General features: G+C 64.5%; 25 protein-coding genes. 14 read left to right on the top strand and 11 right to left on the bottom strand.

Features of this window, described 5'->3' with window-relative positions:
• Window positions 1-98 precede the first annotated feature (98 nt).
• Complete coding sequence (locus tag JQK15_RS02430) at window positions 99-1,538, top strand: porin (RefSeq protein WP_214863203.1); 1,440 nt, start codon at window positions 99-101, stop codon at window positions 1,536-1,538.
• Between the two features lie 15 nt (window positions 1,539-1,553).
• Here the strand turns inward: JQK15_RS02430 and JQK15_RS02425 are convergent, their stop codons facing one another.
• From JQK15_RS02425 to rplJ, 3 genes are all read right to left on the bottom strand, one after another.
• Window positions 1,554-2,975, bottom strand: coding sequence for a carboxylesterase/lipase family protein (locus JQK15_RS02425; protein WP_214863201.1), 1,422 nt, complete (start codon window positions 2,973-2,975; stop codon window positions 1,554-1,556).
• 169 nt (window positions 2,976-3,144) lie between these two features.
• Entirely contained in the window at window positions 3,145-3,519 is a 375-nt protein-coding gene (gene rplL / locus JQK15_RS02420; protein WP_004210471.1) for a 50S ribosomal protein L7/L12, read from the bottom strand.
• A 72-nt stretch (window positions 3,520-3,591) separates the two neighbouring features.
• Window positions 3,592-4,107: a 50S ribosomal protein L10 gene (rplJ, locus tag JQK15_RS02415; RefSeq protein WP_037506115.1), complete on the bottom strand. Its 516-nt coding sequence runs from the start codon at window positions 4,105-4,107 to the stop codon at window positions 3,592-3,594.
• A gap of 372 nt (window positions 4,108-4,479) precedes the next feature.
• On the opposite strand from rplJ, the gene JQK15_RS02410 reads away from it, so the two are divergent.
• Together JQK15_RS02410 and JQK15_RS02405 are read left to right on the top strand one after the other, a co-directional pair.
• Window positions 4,480-4,770 carry a type II toxin-antitoxin system RelE/ParE family toxin gene (locus tag JQK15_RS02410; RefSeq protein WP_214863199.1) on the top strand — a complete coding sequence of 97 codons (291 nt, stop codon included), beginning with the start codon at window positions 4,480-4,482 and terminating at the stop codon, window positions 4,768-4,770.
• A gap of 34 nt (window positions 4,771-4,804) precedes the next feature.
• Window positions 4,805-5,092 (top strand): addiction module antidote protein, encoded by a 288-nt coding sequence (locus tag JQK15_RS02405; RefSeq protein WP_214863196.1) that lies wholly within the window; start codon window positions 4,805-4,807, stop codon window positions 5,090-5,092.
• 55 nt (window positions 5,093-5,147) lie between these two features.
• Here the strand turns inward: JQK15_RS02405 and JQK15_RS02400 are convergent, their stop codons facing one another.
• Window positions 5,148-7,253: a RelA/SpoT family protein gene (locus JQK15_RS02400; protein WP_169859819.1), complete on the bottom strand. Its 2,106-nt coding sequence runs from the start codon at window positions 7,251-7,253 to the stop codon at window positions 5,148-5,150.
• A gap of 121 nt (window positions 7,254-7,374) precedes the next feature.
• Here JQK15_RS02400 and JQK15_RS02395 point away from each other — a divergent pair, with 121 nt between their 5' ends.
• The 3 genes from JQK15_RS02395 to JQK15_RS02385 are packed head-to-tail and all read left to right on the top strand — an operon-like array spanning window position 7,375 to window position 9,819.
• Window positions 7,375-7,857 carry a winged helix-turn-helix transcriptional regulator gene (locus JQK15_RS02395; RefSeq protein ID WP_214863194.1) on the top strand — a complete coding sequence of 161 codons (483 nt, stop codon included), beginning with the start codon at window positions 7,375-7,377 and terminating at the stop codon, window positions 7,855-7,857.
• Window positions 7,858-7,912: 55 nt separating this feature from the next.
• Window positions 7,913-9,019 (top strand): sensor histidine kinase, encoded by a 1,107-nt coding sequence (locus JQK15_RS02390; RefSeq protein WP_004210476.1) that lies wholly within the window; start codon window positions 7,913-7,915, stop codon window positions 9,017-9,019.
• Window positions 9,016-9,819 (top strand): LytR/AlgR family response regulator transcription factor, encoded by an 804-nt coding sequence (locus JQK15_RS02385; protein ID WP_004210477.1) that lies wholly within the window; start codon window positions 9,016-9,018, stop codon window positions 9,817-9,819. The genes JQK15_RS02390 and JQK15_RS02385 overlap by 4 nt, the downstream gene beginning before the upstream one ends.
• Window positions 9,820-10,035: 216 nt before the next feature.
• On the opposite strand, the gene JQK15_RS02380 is transcribed toward JQK15_RS02385, so the two are convergent.
• On the bottom strand, window positions 10,036-10,767 hold the full coding sequence (locus JQK15_RS02380) for an SDR family oxidoreductase (protein ID WP_214863193.1): 732 nt from the start codon (window positions 10,765-10,767) through the stop codon (window positions 10,036-10,038).
• Window positions 10,768-10,956: 189 nt separating this feature from the next.
• Here JQK15_RS02380 and JQK15_RS02375 point away from each other — a divergent pair, with 189 nt between their 5' ends.
• On the top strand, window positions 10,957-11,850 hold the full coding sequence (locus tag JQK15_RS02375; protein ID WP_214863192.1) for an AraC family transcriptional regulator: 894 nt from the start codon (window positions 10,957-10,959) through the stop codon (window positions 11,848-11,850).
• 18 nt (window positions 11,851-11,868) lie between these two features.
• Here the strand turns inward: JQK15_RS02375 and JQK15_RS02370 are convergent, their stop codons facing one another.
• Window positions 11,869-12,285 carry a GtrA family protein gene (locus JQK15_RS02370; RefSeq protein ID WP_004210480.1) on the bottom strand — a complete coding sequence of 139 codons (417 nt, stop codon included), beginning with the start codon at window positions 12,283-12,285 and terminating at the stop codon, window positions 11,869-11,871.
• 44 nt (window positions 12,286-12,329) lie between these two features.
• On the opposite strand from JQK15_RS02370, the gene JQK15_RS02365 reads away from it, so the two are divergent.
• A complete protein-coding gene (locus tag JQK15_RS02365) occupies window positions 12,330-14,243 on the top strand; it encodes a hypothetical protein (protein WP_214863191.1) in 1,914 nt (637 codons plus the stop codon).
• Here JQK15_RS02365 and JQK15_RS02360 read toward each other — a convergent pair.
• Together JQK15_RS02360 and JQK15_RS02355 are read right to left on the bottom strand one after the other, a co-directional pair.
• On the bottom strand, window positions 14,205-14,663 hold the full coding sequence (locus tag JQK15_RS02360; protein WP_214863190.1) for a nucleoside deaminase: 459 nt from the start codon (window positions 14,661-14,663) through the stop codon (window positions 14,205-14,207). The genes JQK15_RS02365 and JQK15_RS02360 overlap by 39 nt on opposite strands.
• A gap of 149 nt (window positions 14,664-14,812) precedes the next feature.
• Window positions 14,813-15,034, bottom strand: a complete 222-nt coding sequence (locus JQK15_RS02355; protein WP_004210483.1) for a hypothetical protein — start codon at window positions 15,032-15,034, stop codon at window positions 14,813-14,815.
• Window positions 15,035-15,187: 153 nt separating this feature from the next.
• On the opposite strand from JQK15_RS02355, the gene rpmB reads away from it, so the two are divergent.
• Window positions 15,188-15,481: a 50S ribosomal protein L28 gene (gene rpmB, locus JQK15_RS02350; protein WP_004210484.1), complete on the top strand. Its 294-nt coding sequence runs from the start codon at window positions 15,188-15,190 to the stop codon at window positions 15,479-15,481.
• Between the two features lie 117 nt (window positions 15,482-15,598).
• Here rpmB and JQK15_RS02345 read toward each other — a convergent pair whose 3' ends face one another.
• Complete coding sequence (locus JQK15_RS02345; RefSeq protein ID WP_214863188.1) at window positions 15,599-16,582, bottom strand: esterase-like activity of phytase family protein; 984 nt, start codon at window positions 16,580-16,582, stop codon at window positions 15,599-15,601.
• A gap of 183 nt (window positions 16,583-16,765) precedes the next feature.
• On the opposite strand from JQK15_RS02345, the gene JQK15_RS02340 reads away from it, so the two are divergent.
• Window positions 16,766-17,209: a DEAD/DEAH box helicase family protein gene (locus tag JQK15_RS02340; RefSeq protein ID WP_010336747.1), complete on the top strand. Its 444-nt coding sequence runs from the start codon at window positions 16,766-16,768 to the stop codon at window positions 17,207-17,209.
• Between the two features lie 58 nt (window positions 17,210-17,267).
• On the opposite strand, the gene JQK15_RS02335 is transcribed toward JQK15_RS02340, so the two are convergent.
• Together JQK15_RS02335 and JQK15_RS02330 are read right to left on the bottom strand one after the other, a co-directional pair.
• Window positions 17,268-17,501 (bottom strand): hypothetical protein, encoded by a 234-nt coding sequence (locus JQK15_RS02335; RefSeq protein ID WP_214863186.1) that lies wholly within the window; start codon window positions 17,499-17,501, stop codon window positions 17,268-17,270.
• Window positions 17,502-17,585: 84 nt separating this feature from the next.
• Window positions 17,586-17,804, bottom strand: coding sequence for a hypothetical protein (locus JQK15_RS02330; protein WP_004210488.1), 219 nt, complete (start codon window positions 17,802-17,804; stop codon window positions 17,586-17,588).
• Between the two features lie 213 nt (window positions 17,805-18,017).
• Between JQK15_RS02330 and JQK15_RS02325 the strand changes: the two genes are divergently transcribed.
• From JQK15_RS02325 to metH, 4 genes are all read left to right on the top strand, one after another.
• A complete protein-coding gene (locus tag JQK15_RS02325; protein WP_214863184.1) occupies window positions 18,018-18,989 on the top strand; it encodes an ArsR/SmtB family transcription factor in 972 nt (323 codons plus the stop codon).
• Window positions 18,986-19,906 carry a methylenetetrahydrofolate reductase gene (gene metF, locus JQK15_RS02320; protein ID WP_214863181.1) on the top strand — a complete coding sequence of 307 codons (921 nt, stop codon included), beginning with the start codon at window positions 18,986-18,988 and terminating at the stop codon, window positions 19,904-19,906. Before JQK15_RS02325 ends, metF begins: the two co-directional genes overlap by 4 nt.
• Before the next feature lie 98 nt (window positions 19,907-20,004).
• A complete protein-coding gene (locus JQK15_RS02315; protein ID WP_214863179.1) occupies window positions 20,005-21,051 on the top strand; it encodes a homocysteine S-methyltransferase family protein in 1,047 nt (348 codons plus the stop codon).
• A 140-nt stretch (window positions 21,052-21,191) separates the two neighbouring features.
• Window positions 21,192-23,792 (top strand): methionine synthase, encoded by a 2,601-nt coding sequence (metH, locus tag JQK15_RS02310; RefSeq protein WP_214863176.1) that lies wholly within the window; start codon window positions 21,192-21,194, stop codon window positions 23,790-23,792.
• The last annotated feature ends 105 nt before the right edge of the window (window positions 23,793-23,897 follow it).

Here is a 23,897-nt window from a genome sequence, read left to right as displayed (position 1 = left end):
CGGCGCTTTTGCCGATGTCACAAAACCGACATCTGAAAGACGCTGCGATGTAACATAAGATTCATACTGGCGTCCCCGAAACAGGGGAATGGACAGGAATGACGCTCCGATTGCGACTGGCCGCCGGCACCGCGCTGGCGACGCTGATGATCTCCACGCCGGCACAGGCGCAGGATAATGCGGCCTTGCAGCGCCAGATCGACGAACTCAAGGCGCAGGTGCAGGCGCTGACCGCCGCACTGGCAGCCAACAAGAGCGCGTCGCCGGTGGCGGCCGCGCCAGCGCCCGCGGTGGACGCCGCTTCAGCGCCTGCTGCGCCCGTCGCCCTTGCCGCTGCGCCGGCCGCGCCGGCGGTCGTCCCGGTGTCGGCGGAGGCGCCCAAGTCCAAGGCCTGGTATGAGAAGCTGTCGCTGCGCGGTTATACCCAGATGCGCTATAATGGCTTCCTGTCAGGCGACGACACGGCGCCGGCCGGCGAGTCCCGTTTGCGTTCTCCTCATGACAGTTCGATTTCGGATCGCGGCGGCTTTTCGCTGCGCCGGGCGCGGTTGGTGCTGCAGGGCGATGTGTCGGACCGGGTGTCGCTCTATCTCCAGTCCGATTTCGCGTCGGCGGTGAACAATCAGGCGGGCAGCGAGCGGCGCGAGGGCTTCGTCCAACTGCGCGATGCCTATGCCGACGTCTTCCTCGACAAGGGCAAGAATTGGCGCCTGCGCTTTGGCCAGTCGAAAGTGCCGTTCGGCTGGGAAAATATGCAGTCCTCGTCCAACCGGCTGACGCTGGATCGCAGCGACGCGATCAACAGCGCGGTGCCGAGCGAGCGCGATCTGGGCATTGTCGGCTATTATACGCCGACATCGGTGCAGCAGATCTGGGATCGGCTGGGGCATGACGGGCAGAAGCTGTTCGGCAATTATGGCGCCTTTGGCCTTGGCGTCTTCAACGGGCAGGGCACCAACCGGACCGAGCAGAATCGCGGGCTGATGAAGGTCGCCTTTGCGACCTGGCCGTTCGAACTGGACGGGCTGGGCGGTGCCTTTGAGGGGCAGGTGCTGGAAATCGGCGGATCGGCGATGATGAACGATGTGCAGCCCGAACTGCGCAGCGGCGGCGTCAGCACGATTGCCTATGACGATGATCGCGTCGGCCTGCACGCCATTCTCTATCCCCAGCCCTTCGGCATCCAGGCCGAATGGAATTGGGGCAAGGGACCGGAATATGACCTGGACAGCCAGTCGATCGAGACCAAGAATCTGAGCGGCGGCTATGTCCAGATGATGTATCGCCTGCCGACCGAGACGATCGGCGCGCTGATGCCCTATGCCCGCTGGCAGCATTATCGCGGCGGGTGGAAGGCCGGCACCAACGCGCCGCGGCTGGAAACCGACGAGTTCGAACTGGGCATCGAATGGCAGCCGTGGAAGGCGCTGGAATTCACCTTCGCCTATGCCCGGATGAAGCGCGCCGAAGCCGACGAACGCCGCACCGGCCGGGCAGAAGGCAATCTGATCCGCACCCAGGTGCAGTGGAACTACTGACCGGCCATGCCCCTGTCAGGGCGTGACCGGCGGTAGGGGATCCTTCTGTGCTGCGGCCTTGCCGTCGGGGTTGAAGAGCATGATCCGGTCCTCGCTCGCGTCATAGCGCGGCCAGGCGGCAAGGCCGGTGCCGTTCGGATCGCCGCTGCGCGCGAAATTGACGATATAGGCGCTGATGGTGCGGCCCATATCATTGTCGCGTGGCGTGGTCGCGGCGCCATATTTGATCGCCTGGGTGTCAAAGAAATAGGGGATGTCGGTGGCATGGCCCGCGCCGGGCTTGCCCACCGAAGTGGCAACATAGTCGAAGCGATAGGCATAGACCGGCAGCTTGGCCGCCGCGAGCGTGGCGGCGACGGTGCGGGCGCCGCCGACCATGAAGCCGGTCGGCCCGCCAATATCGGCGCCGGTCGCGCCGACCATCACCGGCACATGGGCGAAATTGCCGGCCGCATAGGCTGCGGCGGGATTGACCGCGATCTTCCCGTCGGGGAAGGGCGGGCTGTAGGGGCCGAGCTGGCCCTTGAACATGCCTTCCAGGTTGAGGCCGTCGATCACCTGGTCGGCGGGGAGGGCGCGCAGCCCCTTGAGCGCGGCGGCATCGCTGCCCTTGATCCCCTTGGTCGCGGCGAAGGCTTCGCCGATGGTCGCGGCGCTGCCATCCTTTGGCCCCATCATCTGGCCATCGCCGCCCGACATGATGACCGCGCGCTGGAACAGGCCCTGCGACAAAGGCGAGGTCAGCAGGGCATGGACCGACATGCCGCCCGCGCTTTCGCCGATGATGGTGATGTTGGCGGGATCGCCGCCGAAGCGGGCGATGTTGCGCTTCACCCATTGCAGCGCCGCGACCTGATCCATCAGGCCGTAATTGCCGGCGAGGCCCTTGTCCTCGTTCGCGGCGGCAAGGGCGGGGTGAGCGAAGGTGCCGAAACGGCCGAGCCGATAGTTGAAGCTGACCACCATCAGCCCCTGCTTCGCCAGCGCCGCGCCCGAATAGGTGGGCGGCGACGATCCGCCATTCACGAAGCCGCCGCCATAGATCCAGAACAGGACCGGCAGCTTGGCGGTGGCGCCGGTGGGCTTCCAGACATTGGCGTAGAGGCAGTCCTCGGCCGGCGGGGTGCCGAGCGGCGCGGCGTCGCTGGGGAAGGGGAGCTGCATGCAGTCGTTGCGATAGGCGGTGGCTTCGCGCACGCCCTGCCAGCGGGCCGAGGGCTGGGGCATGCGCCAGCGCAGGTCACCGACCGGCGGCGCGGCGAAGGGAATGCCCTTCCAGCTTTCCACCCCGGCGTCGAGCGCGCCATGGACGATTCCCGCTTCGGTCTGAACCATCTGCGGCTGGGGCGTGGGGGAACGGGCGGCGAGCGGCGCCGTGCCAAGGGTGCCGGTGCCGAGCAACAGGGCGCCCAGCCCGATGATAGTGGTCCGCCGCATCGCCCGCATCCTCCATTCCATTCTGTGGGCGGGAATAGAGGCAAATATGGCGCGGAAATCAATCCGCTTGATCGGACAAAGAAAAAGGGGCGGCGCCCGAAGGCACCACCCCTAATTTCTCCGGTTGCAACCGGAAAGCCTGGCCTTGCCGAAGCAAGGCCGCAACAGCTTACTTCAGCTCGACGGTCGCGCCGGCTTCTTCCAGCTGCTTCTTCAGCTTTTCGGCTTCGTCCTTGCTGGCGCCTTCCTTGACAGCCTTCGGGGCGCCTTCGACCAGAGCCTTGGCTTCGGTCAGGCCCAGGCCGGTGATGGCGCGGACTTCCTTGATGACGTTGATCTTCTTGCCACCGTCGCCGGTCAGGATCACGTCGAATTCGGTCTGCTCTTCAGCAGCCGGAGCGGCGCCGCCGGCAGCCGGAGCGGCCACAGCGACAGCAGCGGCGGCCGAAACGCCCCACTTTTCTTCCAGAGCCTTCGACAGCTCAGCGGCTTCGAGGACGGTGAGGGCCGAGAGCTGATCGACCAGAGCGTTGATGTCTGCCATTTTTCAATTCCTTCTAAGGGGCGATCGCCCCGAACAAATGAGGTTCAAAAGTTAATGAGGATGAGGGGCGGCTCAGGCCGCTTCCTTCTCCGCATAGGCGTTGAAGACGCGCGCAAGCTGCGCAGCCGGTGCCTGGGTGACGGTTGCGAGCTTGGTAGCCGGGGCGACCAGAAGGCCGACCAGCTTCGCACGCAGTTCATCCAGCGACGGCATCGATGCCAGGGCCTTGACGCCCTCCGCATCGAGCAGCACTTCGCCCATCGCGCCGCCAACGATCTCAAGCTTGTCGTTGGTCTTCGCGAAATCGACTGCAACCTTGGCGGCTGCAACCGGATCGACCGACGAGGCGAGGCCGACGGGGCCGGTCAGCAGGTCGCTGATGCCGGTATAGTCGGTGCCTTCGAGGGCGATCTTGACGAGGCGGTTCTTCGTAACCTTGTAGGACGCACCGGCGTCGCGCATCTTCTGGCGCAGGACGGTCGACTGGGCGACGGTCATGCCGAGGTTGCGGGTCACGACGACCACGCCAACTTCTGCCAGCTGAGCGTTCAGCGCGGAGACGACCTCAGATTTCTGATTACGATCCATGCCATTCTCCACTTCATGTTCGCGTCGCTTGCGCCACGCGAACGGCTAAAACCCATGGCAAGCCATGGGGCAGTTAAGTCCGAAGGGGAGAGGTCGACTGGCCCATATCCTCGAAAAGGAAATCAGGCAGACCCGAATCGGGCGCGTGGCCCGTCCGGTAAAGAACTTTTCCCCGTCTAGGCTGGAGATTAAGAAGGGCAAATTCCCTTCACCAACTGTCTCGGACGGAAGACCAATGGCATCAGCCACGGGTCTGCTGGGGCGCCCCTACAGATTTTGGGCATGGAACGCAACGGATAAACGCTGGCAGGACGGCGGGTGCGGCCGACGATGGCTTGATAAGTATCGGCGTGTCACATATATGTTGTCGGCATGGAAGTGCTGCAAACGCCGATCTTTGCAGAATGGTTCGCCGCGCTTCGCGATCGCCGGGCGCGGTCGAAGATTGCCGCGCGGATTGCCCGCTTCGAACTGGGATTGCTGGGCGATGTGAAGTCGGTGGGCGATGGTGTGCTGGAGGCGCGTGTCGATTTCGGTCCGGGCTATCGCCTCTATTTCGTGCGGCGCGGGGATCGGCTGATCGTCCTGCTGGTTGGTGGCGACAAGTCGAGCCAGCCGCGGGACATCGCTAGGGCAAAGGATATGGCGGCCCGGATCGATTGAGCTGTCCCTCATCGACCCGGCCAAGGAGGCTGATATGACGATCGAATTGACCCGCTTCGATGCGGCTGAGGCGCTGACGCAAGCGGAGGATCAGGCGGAACTGCTCGCCGATGCGTTCGCCACCGGTGACGTGCATGTCATCACCCAGGCCATAGGGATCGTGGCGCGCGCGCACGGCATGACCGAACTGGCGAAGGCAACGGGCATGAAGCGCCAGCAACTTTATCGGATGCTCGGCCCCGAAGGGAATCCGACGCTGGGCAGCATGTTGAAGCTGCTGCCGGCGCTGGGCCTGCGGATGCGGGTCGAGGCGGCCGCCTGATCGATGGCCTGCTTCAGCGGTGGCGATAGGTGCCACCGCCGAAGCGAGGATGGTCCTAGACCCGGTCCGCCTGCACCACCGTGTCGAGGGCGCGCAGCGCGGAGACGATGCGGCTCAGATGCTGGGCGTCGGCCACTTCCAGGTCGATGATGTCGGTGTGGAAGGGGCCTTCGCGGTTGACCAGTTGCAGGTTGAGGATGTTCGCCTTGGTCGCGCCGAAGACATTGGCGACCGCGGCGAGCGCGCCGGGCTGGTTCTTGACGATGACTTGCAGCCGGGCGGTGCCGCCCTTGGACTTGCTGTCCCAGCTGAGGTCGACCCAGTCGTCGTCCTGGCCCGCCTCCAGCGTGCGGCAGTCGATGGTGTGGACCTCGATCGGCTCGCCGGTGCGGCGGATGCCAACGATGCGGTCGCCCGGCACCGGGTGGCAGCATTCGCTCAGCTTGTAGGCGATGCCCGGCGTCAGGCCGCGGATCGAGACCGGGGCATGCTGGCGCGGATGGGCTTCCACCAGTTCCTCGCCGCTGGTGGAGCCGGGGATCAGCGCCTCCATCACTTCGGAATCGAGCAGGCGATGGGTGGCGATCGCCACCATCAGCGAGGCACGATCCTCCAGCTTCAGCCGCTTGAGCGCGGCATTGAGCGCCTTGTCGCCCAGCTCGCTCGCCAGTTCGGGCGAGAAGCGGCCGATGATTTCCTCATAGAGTTTTTCGCCCAGCGCCACTTCCTCGCCGCGCTGCTTCTGGCGGATGAAGCGGCGGATGGCGGCGCGCGCCTTGCCGGTGATGGCAAAGCTGAGCCAGCCGGGCTGGGGTTCCTGGCCGGCCGATTTCAGGATTTCGACCTGATCGCCATTTTCGAGACTGGTGCGCAGCGGCACCACCCGGCCATTCACCTTCGCCCCCACTGTCTGGTTGCCGAGCGAGGTGTGGACGGCATAGGCGAAATCGACCGGGGTCGACCCCTTGGGCAGCTGGTGCAGCTCCCCCTTGGGCGAGAAGGCGAAAATGCGATCCTGGTACATCGCCATGCGGGTGTGTTCGAGCAGCTCGTCGGCATCCTGGCTCTGTTCCAGGATCTCGACCAGGTCGCGCAGCCAGGCCGCATTCTGGTCGGTGGCGTCGCCCTTCTGCTTGTAGGCCCAGTGCGCCGCGAGGCCGAGTTCGGCGTCATTATGCATGTCGCGGCTGCGGATCTGCACCTCGATACGGGCATTTTCCTGATGGATGACCGTGGTGTGCAGCGAGCGATAGCCGTTGCGCTTGGGGGTGGAGATATAATCCTTGAACCGGCCCGGCACCATCTTGAAGGTCTGGTGGATCACGCCGAGCGCGCGATAGCAATCCTCGGTCGTTTCCGTGATGACGCGGAAGGCCATGACGTCGGTCAGCTGTTCAAAGCTGATGTGCCGTTCCTGCATCTTCTTCCAGATGGAATAGGGATGTTTTTCGCGGCCCGACACGGTGACGGACAGATTATGGCCGCCCAGCAGCAATTGCAGTTCGGCGCCGATCCGGTCGACCTTGTCATGGCCGCCTTCCTTCAACTGCTCCAGCCGCTTGGTGATGCTGTCATAGGCTTCGGGTTCCAGCACGCGGAACGAGAGAAGCTGCATCTCGCGCATGAAGTCATACATGCCGATCCGCTCCGCCAGCGGGGCATAGATGTCCATCGTCTCCTTGGCGATGCGGCGGCGCTTCTGTTCATTCTTGATGAAGTGCAGCGTGCGCATATTGTGCAGCCGGTCGGCCAGCTTCACCAGCAGCACGCGGATATCATCCGACATGGCGAGCAGGAACTTGCGCAGATTTTCGGCCGCCCGCTCATTTTCGGACATGGCCTCGATCTTGGAGAGCTTGGTCACGCCATCGACCATGCGGGCGACATCCTTGCCGAACGCCTCCTCGATCTCGTCATAGGTGACCAGCGTATCCTCGATCGTGTCGTGCAGCAGCGCCGTCACGATCGTCTGGTCGTCCAGATAGAAGTCGGTCAGGATACCCGCGACCTCGATCGGATGGCTGAAATAGGGGTCACCGCTGGCGCGCTTCTGGCTGCCATGCTTCTGGACGGAGAAGACATAGGCGCGGTTGATCATCGCTTCATCCGCATCCGGATCGTAGCGCTTTACCCGTTCGACAAGTTCATATTGACGTAGCATCGTTTCCCGATTGTGTGGGAAGCGCCTTGCAGCGCAACAAAAAAATCCCGATCTGTGTGATTTGGGTTGCCTTTGTGCAACTTTTGCAACGGTTGCCGCTTTGCGCTATTAGATCGACATCATGAAACATAATCTTGCCCAGGACCTGGAACAATGCGCCCTTCCCGCCGCGCTGGAGGCGATGGGTGAGCGCTGGTCCTTCCTGATCCTGCGGGGCGCCCTGTCGGGCATTCGCCATTTCGAGGAGTTCCAGTCGACGCTGGGCATCGCCCGCAATATCCTGGCCAACCGCCTCGCGCGGCTCGTCGAAAATGGCATCATGCTGCGCCAGCCGATGCAGTGCGACCGGCGCAAGGTCGAATATCGGCTGACCGAAAAGGGGCAGGAACTGGCCCCGGCGATGATTGCGCTGCGCCAGTGGGGCGAGAAATGGGGCAGCGCGCCGCCCTTCTGCCAAGTGCTGGCGGACAAGCGTGATGGCCTGCCGATCCGCGCGATCGCGATCCAGGCGCATGACGGCCGCACGCTGGAACTGAGCGACCTGGTCTGGCTGTGCCGCGACGAAGTGACCCCGATGGCGCAAGAGCCGGCTGCGGCGGCCTGATACCGGACGACGGGGCGGCTTCACCATGGCGCTGAAATCGCCTAGGCTGTCGGCAATGTCAGTCCATCCCCTGCAGCCCAAACCCTTTTTCGCGGACAAGAATCGCGCTTTCTGGAACCTCCAGTCGCTTGGCTGGGCCGGGGCCTTCCTGCTGCGTGGGTCGTCCACCATCGCCAATGGTCAGCCGCTCTCCAGCCTGATCCCGGTGCTGATCTCCACCGTCACCGGCTATTCGGCGACCTTGCTGATCGCGGTCGCCTTCCGCTTCCTGCAGAAACAGCGGCCGATCCTCACCTGGGGCGCGTCGATCGTCACCGTGGTCGCCGCCGCCGCGATGGTCGCCTTCATCGATGCCTGGGTCTTTTCGACCCAGAACAAGGGCAGCGAAACCGCCGGGTTGCAGCTGTTTCTGGGCGCCTTCTACCTGTCGATGACGCTGCTGGGGGCCTGGTCGGCGCTTTACTATGCGATCAACTTCTACCTGACGGTGGAGGAGCAGGCGGACCAGCTGCTGCATCTGGAGAATCAGGCGTCGAGCGCGCAACTCGCCATGCTGCGCTATCAGCTCAATCCGCATTTCCTGTTCAACACGCTCAATTCCATCTCGACCCTGGTGCTGCTCAAGGAAACGACGCGCGCCAATGCGATGCTGTCGCGCCTGTCCTCCTTCCTGCGCTATACGCTTATCAACGAGCCGACCGCGCAGGTGACGATCGAGCAGGAGATCGAGACGCTGAAACTCTATCTGGAGATCGAGAAAATGCGCTTCGAGGACCGGCTGCGCCCGTCCTTCGACGTCCATCCCTCGGTCGCTCATGCACGCCTGCCGTCGCTGCTGCTGCAGCCGCTGGTGGAAAATGCGATCAAATATGCGGTCACGCCCAAGGAGGAAGGGGCGGAAATCTCGGTCTCGGCGCAACCTGCCGGTGAAAATGTCCGGATCGTCGTGTCGGACAGCGGGCCGGGATTGAACGATGGCGCAATGAAGCCACACATTCCGGTCAGCGAGGGGACGGGCGTCGGCCTGCCGAACATCCGGGACCGGTTAATTCAGGCCTTCGGGGAACGACAGCGGTTCGAAACGCGTTCCACGCAAAGCGGATTTTCGGTCATCATCGAAATTCCGCTTAACATGGATGAAACATCGAAAGTGGCCGCATGACCATCAGAACAATCCTCGTCGACGACGAAAGCCTGGCTATCCAAGGCCTTAAGCTCCGTCTGCAAGCGCATGAGGATGTCGAAATCATCGAGACCTGCACCAATGGCCGCGAAGCCATCCGTGCCATCAAGACGCATAAACCCGACCTTGTGTTCCTCGATATCCAGATGCCCGGCTTTGACGGCTTCTCCGTCGTCCAGGGGATGATGGAGGTCGAACCACCGCTGTTCATCTTCGTCACCGCCTATAGCGACCATGCGATCCGCGCCTTCGAGGCACAGGCCGTCGATTATCTGATGAAGCCGGTGGACGAAGGTCGCCTGGCTGATGCGCTCGACCGGGTGCGCCTGCGCCTGTCCGAGAAGAAACAGGTGCAGGAAGCGGAAAAGCTGCGCGAGGTGCTGGCCGAAGTGGCGCCCGACGCGATGCACGACTTTGCCAATGGCGACGAGGATGCGCCGGCGTCGAACCGCTTCGAAAAGCTGATCAACATCAAGGATCGCGGGCAGATTTTCCGCGTCGACGTGGATTCGATCGAGCGGATCGACGCGGCGGGCGACTATATGTGCATTTATACCGCCGACAACTCGCTGATCCTGCGCGAGACGATGAAGGATCTGGAAAAGCGGCTTGATCCGCGTAATTTCCAGCGCGTCCATCGTTCGACCATCGTCAACCTGAGCCAGGTGCGTCAGGTGAAGCCCCATACCAACGGCGAATGCTTCCTGGTGCTGGAATCCGGCGCCCAGGTGAAGGTCAGCCGTTCCTACCGCGACGTCGTCGCGCGTTTCGTCCACTGACGAAACGGCGCCGGCCGCCCGTGCAGGGGCGGCCGGCCGTTTGGTGCGGGATGGCCTGAACCGATCCCGGACTCTGTTTGGAAAAATCGCGAAAGAGCGATTTTTCGGTACGGTACCAGCCCGCTCCCCCGCCCAACCACCCGATCCAGTGTCATCCTGTCGGGTGGTTGGGCGGGGGAGCGGGCTGGTACCGCCATTTCTCAAATGGTCTCTTCCTCAGTCCATCGTCCGTACCGGACGGACGATCAATTCGTTCACATCGACATCGTCGGGCTGCTCCACCGCATAGGCGATGGCGCGGGCGATCGCGTCGGGGGTCAGGGCGATGGCGCGGAAATCCTCCATCGCGGCGGCGGCGCCCGCTTCGGTGATGGTATGGGCCAGTTCGGATTCGACCACGCCGGGCGACACGATGGTCACGCGGATATCGTCATGCTCCATCCGCAGCCCGTCGGAAATGGCGCGCACCGCATATTTGGTCGCCGAATAGACGCCGCAGGTTGGCCAGACGCGATAGCCGCCGATCGACGAGATATTGACGAAATGGCCGCTGCCCTGGGCCTTGAAGCGGGGCAGGGCGGCGGCGATGCCGTGCAGCACGCCGCGGATGTTGACGTCGATCATCCGGTCCCATTCGTCGACCTTCAAACTGTCGAAGCGCGACAGCGGCATCAGCCCGGCATTGCTGACCAGCACGTCGATGCGGCCAAATTCGGCCTGCGTCGCGGCAATGAACCCCTCGACATCGGCGCGGTCGGTGACGTCGAGCGCGCGGAAAGCGACCTGGCCGCCGGCAGCATTGAGTTCGTCGGCGAGCGCGGCCAGCCGGTCGGTGCGGCGGGCGCCCAGCATCAGCTTCGCGCCGCGTGCCGCCAGCAGCCGCGCCGTGCCCTCGCCAATGCCGCTGCTGGCGCCGGTGATCGCGATGACCTTGTTCTCGATAGCCATGATTGAAGCTCCATCCTTGGGGCGGATCGACATCCGATCCGATGGAGCAGGAATGCGCCCGATTGCCCCCGGAGCGGTAGAATGGTCCTGCGCCATGATTGCACGATATTCCGAATGAATGATCGGTTGTGGCCATTGGCGGGTTTATGACCTATTTCGATTGCCTGAAATTCCTGGAAGGCGGTGTGGATGAGCCATGAGCATCTGGGCGAGCAGATCGCCCGCCATATGGACGCGGACGGTATATGCGACACGCTGATCCCGCGCCTGACGCTGGTGCGCTGGTCGCAGCCGGGCGAACCGGTGCATATGCTCCAGCGCCCGGCGCTCTGCATCATCGCGCAGGGTGCCAAGCAGGTGATGATGGGCGACGCGGTCATAGCCTATGGCCCGGCCAGCTATCTGGTCGCCTCGCTCGACCTGCCGATCACCGGCACGGTGACGCAGGCGGATGCGGACAGCCCCTATCTCTGCTTCTGCCTCTATCTCGACCCGGCGATGCTGTCCGACATGGCGCTGGCCCTGCCGGCTGCTGCGGCGGTGGAGGAGGGGCGGGCGCTCTCGCTCCATCCAATCACGCCCGAACTGCTGGACGCGGCGAGCCGGCTCACCAGCCTGCTCGGCCAGCCGGACAGCGCCGCGCTGCTGGCGCCCTTGGTCGAGCGGGAATTGCTGCTGCGGCTGATGATGGGACCGAGCGGCGGGCTGCTGCGCGCGATTGCGAATGGTGACAGCCGCACCGGCCAGATTGCGCGCGCGATCCGCTGGCTGAAGGCCCATTATCGCGAGCCGTTCAGCGGCCCGGTGCTGGCCGATCTTGCCGGCATGAGCCTGTCGAGCTTCCATGATCATTTTCGCCGGGCGACGGCGATGACGCCGCTGCAATATCAAAAGCAGCTGCGGCTCCAGCAGGCGCGGCAGATGATGCTGGCGGAGCGGATCGACGCGGCCGAGGCCGGCTATCAGGTCGGCTATGACAGTCCGTCCCAGTTCAGCCGCGAATATCGCCGTCTGTTCGGCGCGCCCCCCCAGCGCGACGTCGGCCGGTTGCGCGCCATGCCGAACCGGGCGCTGGCGATCTGAGGAATCGGGGGATTTGCCTTAGCGGAACACCCATTGCCGGTTGAGGCCGAAGACCACGGCGGGGGTGAGGAAGATCATTGCCGGGATCGGCGACCATTCGGGCCAGCGCATATGGGTGACGCACAGATAGACCCACAGGGCGTTGAGCGCATAGCTGACCAGCGAGACGGCGACGAAGCGGAAGCCGCGCGCGGCATGGCCCGACTGGCTGCCATGGCCGCGAAAGGTGAAGGCATTGTGCAGCACATAGCCGATCGCCACCGCGCAGAGATAACCGATGCCGTTGGCGACCTGCGGATGGAGGCCCACCGGCGCCGCCAGCGTCCAGTAGATCGCCGCCTGGCAGGCGGTGATGAACAGGCCGCTGATGCCATAGCGCAATATCTGCCAGAACAGGGCCTGATGGGCCGGCGACAGTCGGTCGATGATTTTCATGGAGCCCCGTTGCGCTTTGGTGTGGAGCGTCTAATCCACCGGCCATGAATTTGCAAAGCTGGCCTGCTTTTCGCGCCCGCGCGTCCCATTGGTTCGCGATCCTCACCGCCTATGCCGATCGCCACTGGAAGTGGCTGACCTTCCTGATCTGGATCGCGATCCTGGTCGGCATGCTGGTCGACCGCTGGCCCGCCATCCACTGGCTGACGCTCAGCGACACGGACGACAATATCCGCTTCGTCCAGGTGAAGGACTGGCTGGCCGGGCAGGGCTGGTATGATCTGCGCCAATATCGGCTGGATCCGCCGGGCGGCGCCAATATCCACTGGTCGCGGCTGGTCGACATCCCGCTCGCTGGGTTGATGCTGTTCTTCCGCGCCTTTGTCGAACAGGATCTGGCCGACCGGCTGGCCTGCGCAATCGCGCCGCTGCTGCCGCTGTTCCTGCTGATGCTGAGTCTGGGATCGATCGCACGCCGGCTGGCGGGCGACGCGGTCGGTGCGCGCTGGGCCTGGCTGTTCGCGGTGCTGGCGCCGCTCGCCGCGCAGATGGGCCTGGGCATGTTCGCGCCGATGCGGATCGACCATCATGGCTGGCAGCTGGCGCTGGCGCTGACGATGATGGCGGGCCTCATTGACCGCAACTGGCTGCGCGGCGGCGTGGTGGCCGGCGTGTCGAGCGCCCTGTCGGTGGCGATCGGCATGGAGATGATCGTCTATCTCGCCGCCGGCGGCGCGCTGGTGGCGTTGCGCTGGGTGTTCCGCGATGGCGCTGGGCGGCGGATGCTGCCCTATGGCCTCAGCCTCGCGGGGGCGACCTCGCTCTGCTACGTCCTCTTCGCCAGCTACGACAATCGCCATATGGTGTGCGATGCCATCTCGCCCATCTGGGTCGCGGTGTTCGGCGCGGCCGGCGCGGGCATGGTGCTGCTCGGCCGCCTGCCGCTGCGGCTCTGGTGGCAGCGGCTGATCGCCGGTATGATCGTCGGCGGGGCGGTGGGCCTGTTCTTCTTCCTGAACTGGCCGCAATGCCTGAGCCCCTATCAGATCTCACCCGAACTGCAGCAGCTCTGGCTCGCCAATATCCGGGAAGCCAAGCCGATCACCGCGCAGGCGCAGAGCCTGGTCGTGCCGCTGATGGCGCTGCCGGCGGTGGGCCTTCTTGGTCTGCTCTGGGCGCTATGGGAATTGCGGCGCGACAGTGACCGGCTCTGGGCGTTCGCGACGATCGGCCTGATGATGCTTTTCTCGACCGCTCTGCTCTTCTGGCAGCTGCGCGCCGGGCCGGCGGCGCAATTGCTGGCGATCCCGCCCGCTGCCTGGGCCGGATGGCGGCTGGTGACGGCGATCTTCACCGGATCGCGCCGGGTGCGCATCCTGGCCGGGATCGGCGCACTGCTGGTCGGCGCCATTGCCTGTGCCTATCCGCTCTATCCGCAGGTGATTACGCTGTGGCAGCAGGCGACCGGCACCAAGCCCAAGCCCTGGCGCCCGTCCGCCATCGCCCGCACCGACGCGATCAAGAAGGCCAATGGCCGCTGTCGCACCCTGCCGGCGCTGGAGGTGCTGGACCAGCTGCCGCCGGCGACCATCTTCACCATGGTCGATCTGGGACCGCGCATCATCGCCACGACGCATCATAGCGCGGTGGCCGGTCCCTATCATCGCAATGGCGCGACGATCCTCGACATGCATCATGCCTATGACGGGCCGGCCGACGCCTTCCGCCCGATCGCGGCGAAGCATCATGCGACCTATTTGCTGGTCTGTCCCAATTTCCCCGAAGGGACCATCTATCAGTCGCGCAGTCCGCGCGGCTTCTATGCGGACCTGATGCGCGGCACGATTCCCGCCTGGTTGCAGCCGGTGACGCTCAAGACGGCGATGACGCTGCCCTACACGCTCTACCGCATCGATTATTCAGCGCCGGGCGGCAAAAAAGTCGCGCAGCAGCGCTGATCCCTCCGCCTCGGCCAGCCCGCCATAGATTTCGGGGCGGTGCAGGCATTGCGGCTGGGCAAAGAGGCGCGGTCCCTGTTCGACCGCGCCACCCTTGGGGTCGGACACCGCATAATAGAGCCGGGCGACGCGCGCGTGGGAAATCGCGCCCGCGCACATCGGGCACGGCTCCAGCGTCACCCACAGGTCGCAGCCGGTCAGGCGGAAGTCGCCAATCCGGGTGGCGGCCGCGCGAATCGCGACCATTTCGGCATGGGCGGTGGGGTCATTGTCGCGGCGGTTGCGATTCTCGCCCTCGCCGACGATGATGCCATCGCGCGTGACAACGGCGCCGATCGGCACCTCGCCCGCCGCTTCGGCTTCCCGCGCCAGCGCAAAGGCGCGGCGCATGGGTTCGGGCAAGGGAAAGGGCGAGGTCATGACCCCGCCTTAGTCGGAGAGGGAGGGCCGCACCAGCCCGCACCCCCACCCGGCCGCCCATTCCAGAATAGGCTGTTGGGCGGCCGGGTGGGGGTGCGGGCTGGTGCCGTCCATGCGCCGGGAGGCGCATCAAAAACCCGCGAATCGACTCAGGGTTTCTTCACGTCGACGGTCGGAACCTCGACCGTTTCGTTGCGGCTGCCCACTTCCACCTTGGCGACGCTCGCCTCATATTTGGGCAGGGCGCCCTGTTTTACGGAGACTTCGGGCAGGCGACCCTCCTGAGTCTTCTGCAGGTCGATGAATCCGGTTGCTATCCCGGCGCCGATGACGATAAGCGCGATCAGCAGCAATCCGCCGATGAAACGCATGGCACTCTCCTCTGTTGAACAGGGGGATGAACGCGGGGCCCGGTGAAATGGTTGCGATAGTGCCACGAACCGAGCGGAAGGTTGACGGCGAGCGGGAATCCCGCTATCGGCGCCGCTTTCCGAACGAACCCGAATTTCAAAGGTTGATTGACTATGTCGCGCATTTGCGAGCTGACCGGTAAGGGTCGCCAGGTGGGTCACAATGTTTCCCACGCCAACAACAAGACCAAGCGCGTGTTCCTGCCGAACCTGCAGAACGTGTCGCTGATCTCCGAAACGCTGGAAACCACCGTCAAGCTGCGCGTGTCGACCCATGGTCTGCGCTCGGTCGAGCATAATGGCGGCCTCGACAACTGGCTGGTCAAGACCAGCGACGACAAGCTGTCGCTGAAGGCCCGTCGCCTGAAGCGCGACATCGTCAAGAAGCAGGCAGCCGCAGCCGCCTGATTCGCTTCGATTCGTTTCGGCATAAGAAGCGGCCTGGCAACAGGCCGCTTTTTTGCGTTTCTTGATATTCCCTGCGCGGCAGGGAATGCGCCGCACCAGTCCGCGCCCCGACCCCGATCAATCCAATCGGAATTTCAGCAGCAAGGTGCGCTGGAAGAATTCGTGATTGTCGTCGGAGGCGACCCACAGGATCGTCCGGCCCCGTTCCCGGCTGAGCGCCAGTCCTTCGAAATTGTCGGCCAGCAGCGACGGCGCCAACCGTGCCAGCGTCCGGGCGCGCAGTTCCGTATTCGGGGCGGGATGTGCCGGCAGCTCGATCATCGCGATCGTCGCGGTGAACAGTTCCTGCAGGGTCAGGCGCCGGTTCAGCACCAGCAGATGGCGATCGTCCAGCGCGACCATGTCGGTCGGGCGATAGCCCTGCGGCGCGACATAATGGAGATGGATCGGATCGGCCGTGTCATGCTCGGCCGGATCGCCCGACCAGAGCAAGGTGTCATGATGGCCGTCGGCGGTCATGCCCATCTCGCCGATCGCGATGAAGCGGCCGTCGGGCAGGCGGGTGAAGGATTCGATCGATCCGGTCTTGGGCCAGGCGACGATTTCGGGCCAGGTCCGGCACGCCTCCACCCGCGCGAAGCCGGGCGAATAGCGGCAGATCGCCTGGAGCAGCTCGAACCCCACCCAATAGCGGTCGCTGGCCGGATCATGGGTCATGGATTCCGAATCCCAGGACCACCAGGGCCGGTCCCTGTCCTGCGCCCGCACCGGCAGCGGCGCGATGAAGGGGCGGCGACTGGCGCGGCCGGGGCCGACATGGAAGCCCATCAGCACGCCGGCATCGCTCAGCGCCAATATCTGGCCCGGTCCGTCGACCAGCAGCGAGGATATGCTGCCAAAGCCCGGATTGTCGCTGCCAAGCTGCCAGCCGCCCAGATAGGTGAGCGTGCCGACCCGGCGGCGATCGGGATCGCTGCTGTCGAGCGGCACGGCCCGCGCCGTCACCAGCAAGGTGCCCGGTCGCACGGCGGCGGGCTTGGTGGACGGCGGAGCAGGCAGCAGCAGGATCGCAAGAGCGAGAACGATCAGGATTCGACGCATCGCGCTTTGCCATAGGGGAAATGTCGGCGGGACGCAGCAGGGGAGTGGCGAAGCGTTGCCAGCTTAACGGTGGCTGTCACCGCCATTCAGGCTCCACTCAACGCGAATCAGTCATAAGGGCATTAATCCTGGTGATCGGCCCGTCCGGTTCACCGCGGAAATGGCAATCTGAGGAGCAATGCCATGAAGATGAAGTATCTGATCAATCTGGGTGCTGCGCTCGCCATGGGCGCTGCCTCCCTCGCCGTCACCGCGACGCCCGCCATGGCGCGCGATGGCTGGGGCCGCGGCTATGAGCGCGGCGACTATTACCGGGGTGATCGCGGCTATCGCGGTGACCGTGGCTATCGCGGTTATCGGGGCGACTATTATCGCGGCGACCGTGGCTATCGCGGTGGTTATCGCGGCAATTATTACCGCAATGACTATCGCGGCTATCGTGGCGGCTATCGCTGCCGGGACAATGGCACGGGCGGCACCATCATCGGTGCGATCGCCGGTGGCCTGCTTGGTAACGAGGTGGGTCGGGGCAGCGGCCGCTATGGCCGCGGTGACGGCACCACGGGCGCCATCATCGGCGCGGGCGTCGGTGCGCTGGCTGGCCGCGCGATCGACCGCAACTGCTGAGCATCACCTCATCTGATGACCATGAAGGGCCGTCCCCGTGAAGGGGGCGGCCTTCTTGTTATCGGGCAGTGTTGCCTGCGCCCTGTCGCCGGTCGGCGCGGGCGGCCGCGACGGCGGCGGGGTTGAGCCCGGCCTCCTGCGGCGAAGCGGCACCAGCGCGCGCATCGAGCTTCGCCGCGGCGGCATTGAGCGCGCTGGCTTCGGCCGCGCTGACGCCGCCGACGCCATCATCCTGGCCGGAATTGCAGGCGCCCAGCGCCAGCAGGAGCAGCAGGGCAGGTCGCTTGATCACTCGCCGGTCCTTTCGCGCATAAGAAAAGGGCCGCTCCCGTTTCCGGTGCGGCCCTTTTCCAAGAAACTCTTCCCGAAAGGGAAATTACATCGCGTTGGCGACGTTGTTGGTCGCGTTCGAAGCGGCGTTCGCAGCGTTGTCGGCAGCGTTCATCGCGGCGTTCATGGCGTTGTCGGCAGCGTTCGAAGCGTTCTCAGCAGCGTTGGCGGCGTTGTTGGCAGCGTTTTCGGCGGTGTGGCCACCGCAAGCAGCCAGACCCAGCGAAGCGGCGAGAACGAGCGAAAGAGCAATCGACTTGGACATGGGCAAACCCCTCTCAGAGAAAAAAAAGATGCAGACCACTCTCGGAGAAAAGCTCACCCCCCATTGCGCCTGCGCGCTGATTCGTAATGCTTTGGGCGAAGCAAGGCAATCCCATTCCTGAGCGGGAGGGCCTGATAAGGCGCGGTTTTTGTCGGAAGTGCCCGCAATGGACGGCCATTGACGCATATAAAGATTTCTTTATATGATTGCTGCATGAGTGGCGCCCTCGACATTTTCCGGTCTCTTGGAGACCCGACGCGGCTGCGCATCGTCCACCTGTTGCGGGCGATGGAACTGGCCGTGGGCGAAGTGGCGCAGGTGGTCGACCAGAGCCAGCCGCGCGTGTCGCGCCATATCCGCATCCTGGTGGAATCCGGCCTGGTCGAGCGGCGCAAGGAGGGCAATTGGGTCTTCCTGCGGCTGGGCCAGAAGGCATCGGTCCAGCCCTTCATCACCCTGTTCGACCGGTTGCAGCCGTCGGCCGCCGAAGCCGCCTGGCAGAGCGCGGACCTCGCGCGCCTTGCCGCCGTGCGGGCCGAGCGCGCGCGCGCTGCCGAAGCCTATTTCGCCGAACATGCCGAGGAATGGGATGCGATCCGTTCGCTCCATGTCGCCGAAGCCGATGTGGAAGCGGCGATGCGCGCGATGCTGGACGGGCAGGCGATCGGCCATCTGCTCGACATCGGCACCGGCACCGGGCGGATTATCGAATTGTTCGGCCCCGCCGCCGATCAGGTGACGGCGCTTGATCGCAGCCCCGATATGTTGCGGCTCGCCCGCGCCAAGCTGCCCGAGGATGCGGGCGACAAATATGCGCTGCTGCTCGGCGATTTCGCCGCGCTGCCGATCGAACCCGCCAGCGTCGACACGGTGCTGCTGCATCAGGTGCTGCATTATGCCCAGGCGCCCGAGCAGGTGATCGCACAGGCGGCGCAGGTGCTGCGCCCCGGCGGCCGGGTGCTGATCGTCGATTTCGCCGCCCATGAACGCGAGGAGCTGCGCACCCGCGACCAGCATGCGCGCCTGGGCTTTTCCGACATGCAGATCGAAGGCTGGTTCGCGCAGGCGGGCCTGGAACTGGAGCGGGTGGACATGCTGCCCGGCCAGGAACTGACGGTACAATTATGGCTCGGGCGCCAGCGCGGCGCCGACATCCTGCCCATCGAAGAACGGATTTCCGCATGACCCAGACTGACCGCGCCCGCCATAATGCCGAAGGGCCGCTCTATGCGGATCTGGCCGGCGACCTCAATGTGAGCTTTGAATTCTTCCCGCCCAAGACGGAGAAGATGGAGGAGCAGCTCTGGTCGGCGATCGAGACGCTGACGCCGCTGGCGCCAAAGTTCGTGTCGGTGACCTATGGCGCGGGCGGCTCCACCCGCGAGCGCACCCATAATACGGTCGCCCGCATCGCGAAGGAAACGCCGCTGGCCGCCGCCGCGCACCTGACCTGCGTCGCCGCCAGCAAGGCCGAGATCGACGAAGTAGCCGACGCCTATTGGGAAGCGGGCGTGCGCCATATCGTCGCGCTGCGCGGCGATCCGCCGGAAGCCGGCACCGCCTTCCAGCCGCACCCCGATGGTTACAAGGGCGCGGCCGAACTGGTCGAGGGGCTGCGCAAGCGCCATGATTTCGAGATTTCGGTCGCCGCCTATCCCGAAACCCATCCCGATGCGCTGAGTGCGCAGAGCGACATCGACAATTTGAAGCGCAAGATCGACGCCGGTGCGACCCGTGCGATCACCCAATTCTTCTTCGAAGCGGACACCTTCTTCCGCTTCCGCGACACGGTCGCCGCCGCCGGCATCGATGCGGACGTCATTCCCGGCATCATGCCGGTCAGCAATTTCGCCGCGGTCCAGCGCATGTCGGCGATGTGCAACACCGATGTCCCCGCCTGGATGGGCCGCCTGTTCGACGGGCTGGACCAGCATCCCGCCGCGCGCCAGCTCGTCTCCGCCACGCTGGCGGCCGAACTGTGCCGCAACCTCTATATGGGCGGCGTGCGCGACTTTCATTTCTATACGCTCAACCGGGCGGAACTAAGCTATGCGATCTGCCACCTGCTTGGGCTGCGGCCGCAGGTGACGGTGGACGCCTGATTTGAAACCATCCCCTCCGTTCGGTTCGAGCTTGTCGAGAACCGTAAGCGCGAGGGTTCTCGACAAGCTCGAACCGAACGGGACGAGGGGATATGACGATGAACGCTGAACAGAAATTGCGCGCCCTGGCGGCGGAAAAGATCCTGATCTTCGACGGCGGCTATGGCACGTCGATCCAGAAGCACGGCCTGACCGAAGCTGATTATCGCGGTGACCTGGACCTTGCGAAGGATCAGAAGGGCAATAACGACCTGCTCTGCCTGACCCGGCCGGACATCGTCGAGGGCATTCACACCGCCTATCTCGACAATGGCGCCGACATGATCGAGACCAACACCTTCTCCTCCACCAAGATCGCGATGGCCGATTATGGCTGCGAGCATCTGGTGTGGGACATCAATGTCGCCGCGGCCAAGATCGCGCGGGCCGCCTGTGAGAAGGCGACGGCCAAGGACGGCCGCCCGCGCTTCGTCTGCGGCTCGATCGGCCCGACCAACAAGACGCTCAGCATCTCGCCCGACGTCAACGATCCCGCCTATCGCGAGGTCGATTATGACACGCTCAAGGCCGATTATCGCGAACAGTGCGACGCGCTGATCGCCGGCGGCGTCGACTTCCTGCTGATCGAAACCTGCTTCGATACGCTCAACGCCAAGGCGGCCGGCATGGCCGCGCGCGAGGCGGAGGAGGCTGCGGGCCGTTCGGTGCCGGTGATGCTCAGCTTCACCATCACCGACATGTCGGGCCGCAACCTGTCGGGCCACACGATCAACGCCTTCTGGTATTCGCTGCGGCATTTGAAGCCACTGACCATCGGCGTGAACTGCGCGTTCGGTGCAGACCTGCTGCGGCCTTATCTCGCCGAACTGTCCAAGAATGCCGACACGCTGATCCTGGCCTATCCCAATGCCGGCCTGCCCAATGAACTGGGGCAATATGACGAGCTGCCCGAAACCACGGCAAGCCTGATCCGTCAGTGGGTGGACGAAGGGCTGGTCAATATGGTCGGCGGCTGCTGTGGCACGACGCCCGCCCATATCGGCGCGGTGGCGAAGGCGCTGGACGGCCACAAGCCGCGCCAGGTGCCGGAACTGACGGTCGTGACGCGCCTCGCGGGCCTCGAACCGATGCATATCGCGGCCTAGTTTCATCCTCCCCTGGAAGGGGAGGTGGCTGGCGAAGCCAGACGGAGGGGTGTCACCCCCTCGATAGCGTGATACCCCTCCACCATGCCTGCGGCATGGTCCCCCTCCCCCTAAGGGGGGAGGATTTTTGGAAGAAACCGATGACCCAGCAATCCACCGCCACCTTCGTCAATATCGGCGAGCGCACCAATGTCACCGGCTCCGCCAAGTTCAAGAAGCTGATCATGGCCGGCGACTATGCCGCGGCGATCGATATCGCCCGCGAGCAGGTCGAAAATGGCGCGCAGATCGTCGACGTGAACATGGACGAAGGCCTGCTCGACGCGGTCGAGGCGATGACCACCTTCCTGAAGCTCATGACGTCGGAGCCGGACATCAGCCGCGTGCCCGTCATGATCGACAGCTCGAAATGGGAAGTGATTGAAGCTGGCCTGAAATGCGTCTCCGGCAAGCCGGTGGTCAACTCCATCAGCATGAAGGAGGGCGAGGAAGCCTTTCTGCATCATGCGAAACTCTGCATGGCCTATGGCGCCGCCGTGGTGGTCATGGCCTTCGATGAGACCGGCCAGGCCGACACCCAGGCGCGCAAGGTCGAGATTTGCGAGCGCGCCTACAAGCTGCTGATGACCATCGGCTTCCCGCCCGAGGACATCATCTTCGATCCCAATATCTTCGCCGTGGCGACGGGGATCGAGGAGCATAATAATTACGGCGTCGACTTCATCGAGGCCTGCCGCGAGATCAAGAAGCGCTGCCCCCATGTCCATATCTCGGGCGGCCTGTCGAACTTCTCCTTCTCCTTCCGTGGCAATGAACCGGTGCGCCGGGCGATGCACTCGGTCTTCCTCTATCATGCCATCCCCGCCGGCCTCGACATGGCGATCGTCAATGCCGGGCAGCTCGACGTCTATGACGCGATCGACCCGGCGCTGCGCCAGGCATGCGAGGACGTGCTGCTGAACAGCGATCCCGAAGCCGGCGACCGCCTCGTCGCGCTGGCCGAAAGCTTCAAGGGCAAGGATGCCGCGTCGGAAAAGGCCGCGCAGGAATGGCGCGGCTGGCCGGTCGAAAAGCGGCTGGAGCATGCGCTGGTCAAGGGCATCGACATGTATGTCGTGGAAGATACCGAGGAATGCCGCCTTGCGGCCGAAAAGCCGATCCAGGTGATCGAAGGCCCGCTGATGGACGGCATGAACGTGGTCGGTGACCTGTTCGGCGCGGGCAAGATGTTCCTGCCCCAGGTGGTGAAGTCCGCCCGCGTCATGAAGAAGGCGGTGGCTCATCTGCTGCCCTATATCGAGGCGGCGAAGGAACCCGGCGCCAAGGGCAAGGGCAAGATCATCATGGCGACGGTCAAGGGCGACGTCCATGATATCGGCAAGAATATCGTCGGCGTCGTGCTTCAGTGCAACGGCTTCGAGGTGATCGACATGGGCGTGATGGTGCCCTGGCAGGACATCATCAAGGCCGCGAACGAGAATGACGCCGACATGATCGGCCTGTCCGGCCTCATCACCCCCTCGCTCGACGAGATGGTGACCGTGGCGGCGGAAATGCAGCGCGCCAACATGACCATGCCGCTGCTGATCGGCGGCGCGACCACCTCGCGCGTCCACACCGCGCTGCGCATCGACCCGGCCTTCACCGGCCCGGTCGTCCATGTGCTGGACGCCAGCCGCGCGGTGGGCGTGGCGACGGCGCTCGTCTCCGAAACGCAGAAGGCCGACTTCGTCAGCAAGACCAAGGCTGATTATGAGCATGTCCGCGTCGCCCGCGCGAACAAGGGGCAGAGCCAGCTCCTGTCGATCGAGGATGCCCGCGCCAACGCCTTCGAAATGGACGAGAGCCTGAAGGCACCGCGCCCGCTGCTGCCCGGCACCCACCGCTTCCCCGACTGGGACTTGAAGGATCTGGTCAACTATATCGACTGGACCCCCTTCTTCCGCGCCTGGGAACTGGCCGGCAATTATCCCGCCATCCTGGAGGACGAGATTGTCGGCGAAAGCGCCCGCAGCCTGTTCGCCGATGCGCAGAAGATGCTCCAGAAGATCATCGACGAGAAATGGCTGACCGCGCGCGGCGTTGCCGGCCTGTGGCCCTGCCGTCGTCAGGGCGACGACATCATCGTCCATGTCGAGGACGAGAAGCATTACACCCTGCCGATGCTGCGCCAGCAGATCGCCAAGCGCGAAGGCCGGGCCAATATGTGCCTCGCCGACTTCATCAGCCATGATGGCGACTGGATGGGTGGCTTTGCCGTGTCGATCCACGGCATCGAGCCGCACCTCGCCCGCTTCAAGAATGCGATCGACGACTATTCGGATATTCTGCTGAAGGCCTTGGCCGACCGTCTCGCCGAAGCCTTTGCCGAGCGGCTGCACCATTATGTCCGCACCGCGCTCTGGGGCTATGCCGAGGGCGAGCAGCTGACCAACGAGGCGCTGATCAAGGAAGAATATCGCGGCATCCGCCCGGCGCCGGGCTATCCGGCCTGCCCGGAGCATAGTCTGAAGCCGATCCTGTTCGAGATGCTGGACGCCCATCATGCGACCGGCGCGACCCTGACCGAAAGCTTCGCCATGCTGCCGACCGCGGCGGTCAGCGGCTTCTATTTCGGCCACCAGCAGGCCGAATATTTCGGCGTCGCCCGCGTCGGCCGCGACCAGCTGGAAGATTATGCCCAGCGCCGCGGCATCGACCTGGAAACCGCCGAACGCTATCTGCGCCCGAACCTGGACTGACGCCCGGCGCCTCCCTCCATCGGGGGTGGTCGCCTGCTTCCCCATGCCCGGCGGTGCCATGCGCGCCTCCGGGTAATTGCGGTCTTGCGCGCGGGCGGCGGTCGG

Origin of the sequence: Sphingobium sp. BHU LFT2 (genome assembly GCF_018604485.1) — a bacterium.
Lineage (GTDB): Bacteria > Pseudomonadota > Alphaproteobacteria > Sphingomonadales > Sphingomonadaceae > Sphingobium > Sphingobium yanoikuyae_A.
The sequence above is the reverse complement of the archived record's forward strand: the minus strand, read 5'-3'. Positions and strand labels throughout refer to the sequence as shown.

What these genes read in the sequence shown, in the direction of transcription:
- rpmB (WP_004210484.1), top strand. Translation starts at nt 15,188, where the DNA reads ATGTCGCGCATTTGCGAGCTGACCGGTAAGGGTCGCCAGGTGGGTCAC.
- JQK15_RS02430 (WP_214863203.1), top strand. Translation starts at nt 99, where the DNA reads ATGACGCTCCGATTGCGACTGGCCGCCGGCACCGCGCTGGCGACGCTG.
- JQK15_RS02360 (WP_214863190.1), bottom strand. Translation starts at nt 14,663, where the DNA reads ATGACCTCGCCCTTTCCCTTGCCCGAACCCATGCGCCGCGCCTTTGCG.
- metH (WP_214863176.1), top strand. Translation starts at nt 21,192, where the DNA reads ATGACCCAGCAATCCACCGCCACCTTCGTCAATATCGGCGAGCGCACC.
- JQK15_RS02330 (WP_004210488.1), bottom strand. Translation starts at nt 17,804, where the DNA reads ATGTCCAAGTCGATTGCTCTTTCGCTCGTTCTCGCCGCTTCGCTGGGT.
- JQK15_RS02395 (WP_214863194.1), top strand. Translation starts at nt 7,375, where the DNA reads ATGAAACATAATCTTGCCCAGGACCTGGAACAATGCGCCCTTCCCGCC.
- JQK15_RS02425 (WP_214863201.1), bottom strand. Translation starts at nt 2,975, where the DNA reads ATGCGGCGGACCACTATCATCGGGCTGGGCGCCCTGTTGCTCGGCACC.
- JQK15_RS02405 (WP_214863196.1), top strand. Translation starts at nt 4,805, where the DNA reads ATGACGATCGAATTGACCCGCTTCGATGCGGCTGAGGCGCTGACGCAA.
- JQK15_RS02325 (WP_214863184.1), top strand. Translation starts at nt 18,018, where the DNA reads ATGAGTGGCGCCCTCGACATTTTCCGGTCTCTTGGAGACCCGACGCGG.
- JQK15_RS02340 (WP_010336747.1), top strand. Translation starts at nt 16,766, where the DNA reads ATGAAGATGAAGTATCTGATCAATCTGGGTGCTGCGCTCGCCATGGGC.
- JQK15_RS02355 (WP_004210483.1), bottom strand. Translation starts at nt 15,034, where the DNA reads ATGCGTTTCATCGGCGGATTGCTGCTGATCGCGCTTATCGTCATCGGC.
- JQK15_RS02380 (WP_214863193.1), bottom strand. Translation starts at nt 10,767, where the DNA reads ATGGCTATCGAGAACAAGGTCATCGCGATCACCGGCGCCAGCAGCGGC.
- metF (WP_214863181.1), top strand. Translation starts at nt 18,986, where the DNA reads ATGACCCAGACTGACCGCGCCCGCCATAATGCCGAAGGGCCGCTCTAT.
- JQK15_RS02385 (WP_004210477.1), top strand. Translation starts at nt 9,016, where the DNA reads ATGACCATCAGAACAATCCTCGTCGACGACGAAAGCCTGGCTATCCAA.
- rplL (WP_004210471.1), bottom strand. Translation starts at nt 3,519, where the DNA reads ATGGCAGACATCAACGCTCTGGTCGATCAGCTCTCGGCCCTCACCGTC.
- JQK15_RS02365 (WP_214863191.1), top strand. Translation starts at nt 12,330, where the DNA reads ATGAATTTGCAAAGCTGGCCTGCTTTTCGCGCCCGCGCGTCCCATTGG.
- JQK15_RS02370 (WP_004210480.1), bottom strand. Translation starts at nt 12,285, where the DNA reads ATGAAAATCATCGACCGACTGTCGCCGGCCCATCAGGCCCTGTTCTGG.
- JQK15_RS02345 (WP_214863188.1), bottom strand. Translation starts at nt 16,582, where the DNA reads ATGCGTCGAATCCTGATCGTTCTCGCTCTTGCGATCCTGCTGCTGCCT.
- rplJ (WP_037506115.1), bottom strand. Translation starts at nt 4,107, where the DNA reads ATGGATCGTAATCAGAAATCTGAGGTCGTCTCCGCGCTGAACGCTCAG.
- JQK15_RS02400 (WP_169859819.1), bottom strand. Translation starts at nt 7,253, where the DNA reads ATGCTACGTCAATATGAACTTGTCGAACGGGTAAAGCGCTACGATCCG.
- JQK15_RS02315 (WP_214863179.1), top strand. Translation starts at nt 20,005, where the DNA reads ATGAACGCTGAACAGAAATTGCGCGCCCTGGCGGCGGAAAAGATCCTG.
- JQK15_RS02390 (WP_004210476.1), top strand. Translation starts at nt 7,913, where the DNA reads ATGTCAGTCCATCCCCTGCAGCCCAAACCCTTTTTCGCGGACAAGAAT.
- JQK15_RS02375 (WP_214863192.1), top strand. Translation starts at nt 10,957, where the DNA reads ATGAGCCATGAGCATCTGGGCGAGCAGATCGCCCGCCATATGGACGCG.
- JQK15_RS02410 (WP_214863199.1), top strand. Translation starts at nt 4,480, where the DNA reads ATGGAAGTGCTGCAAACGCCGATCTTTGCAGAATGGTTCGCCGCGCTT.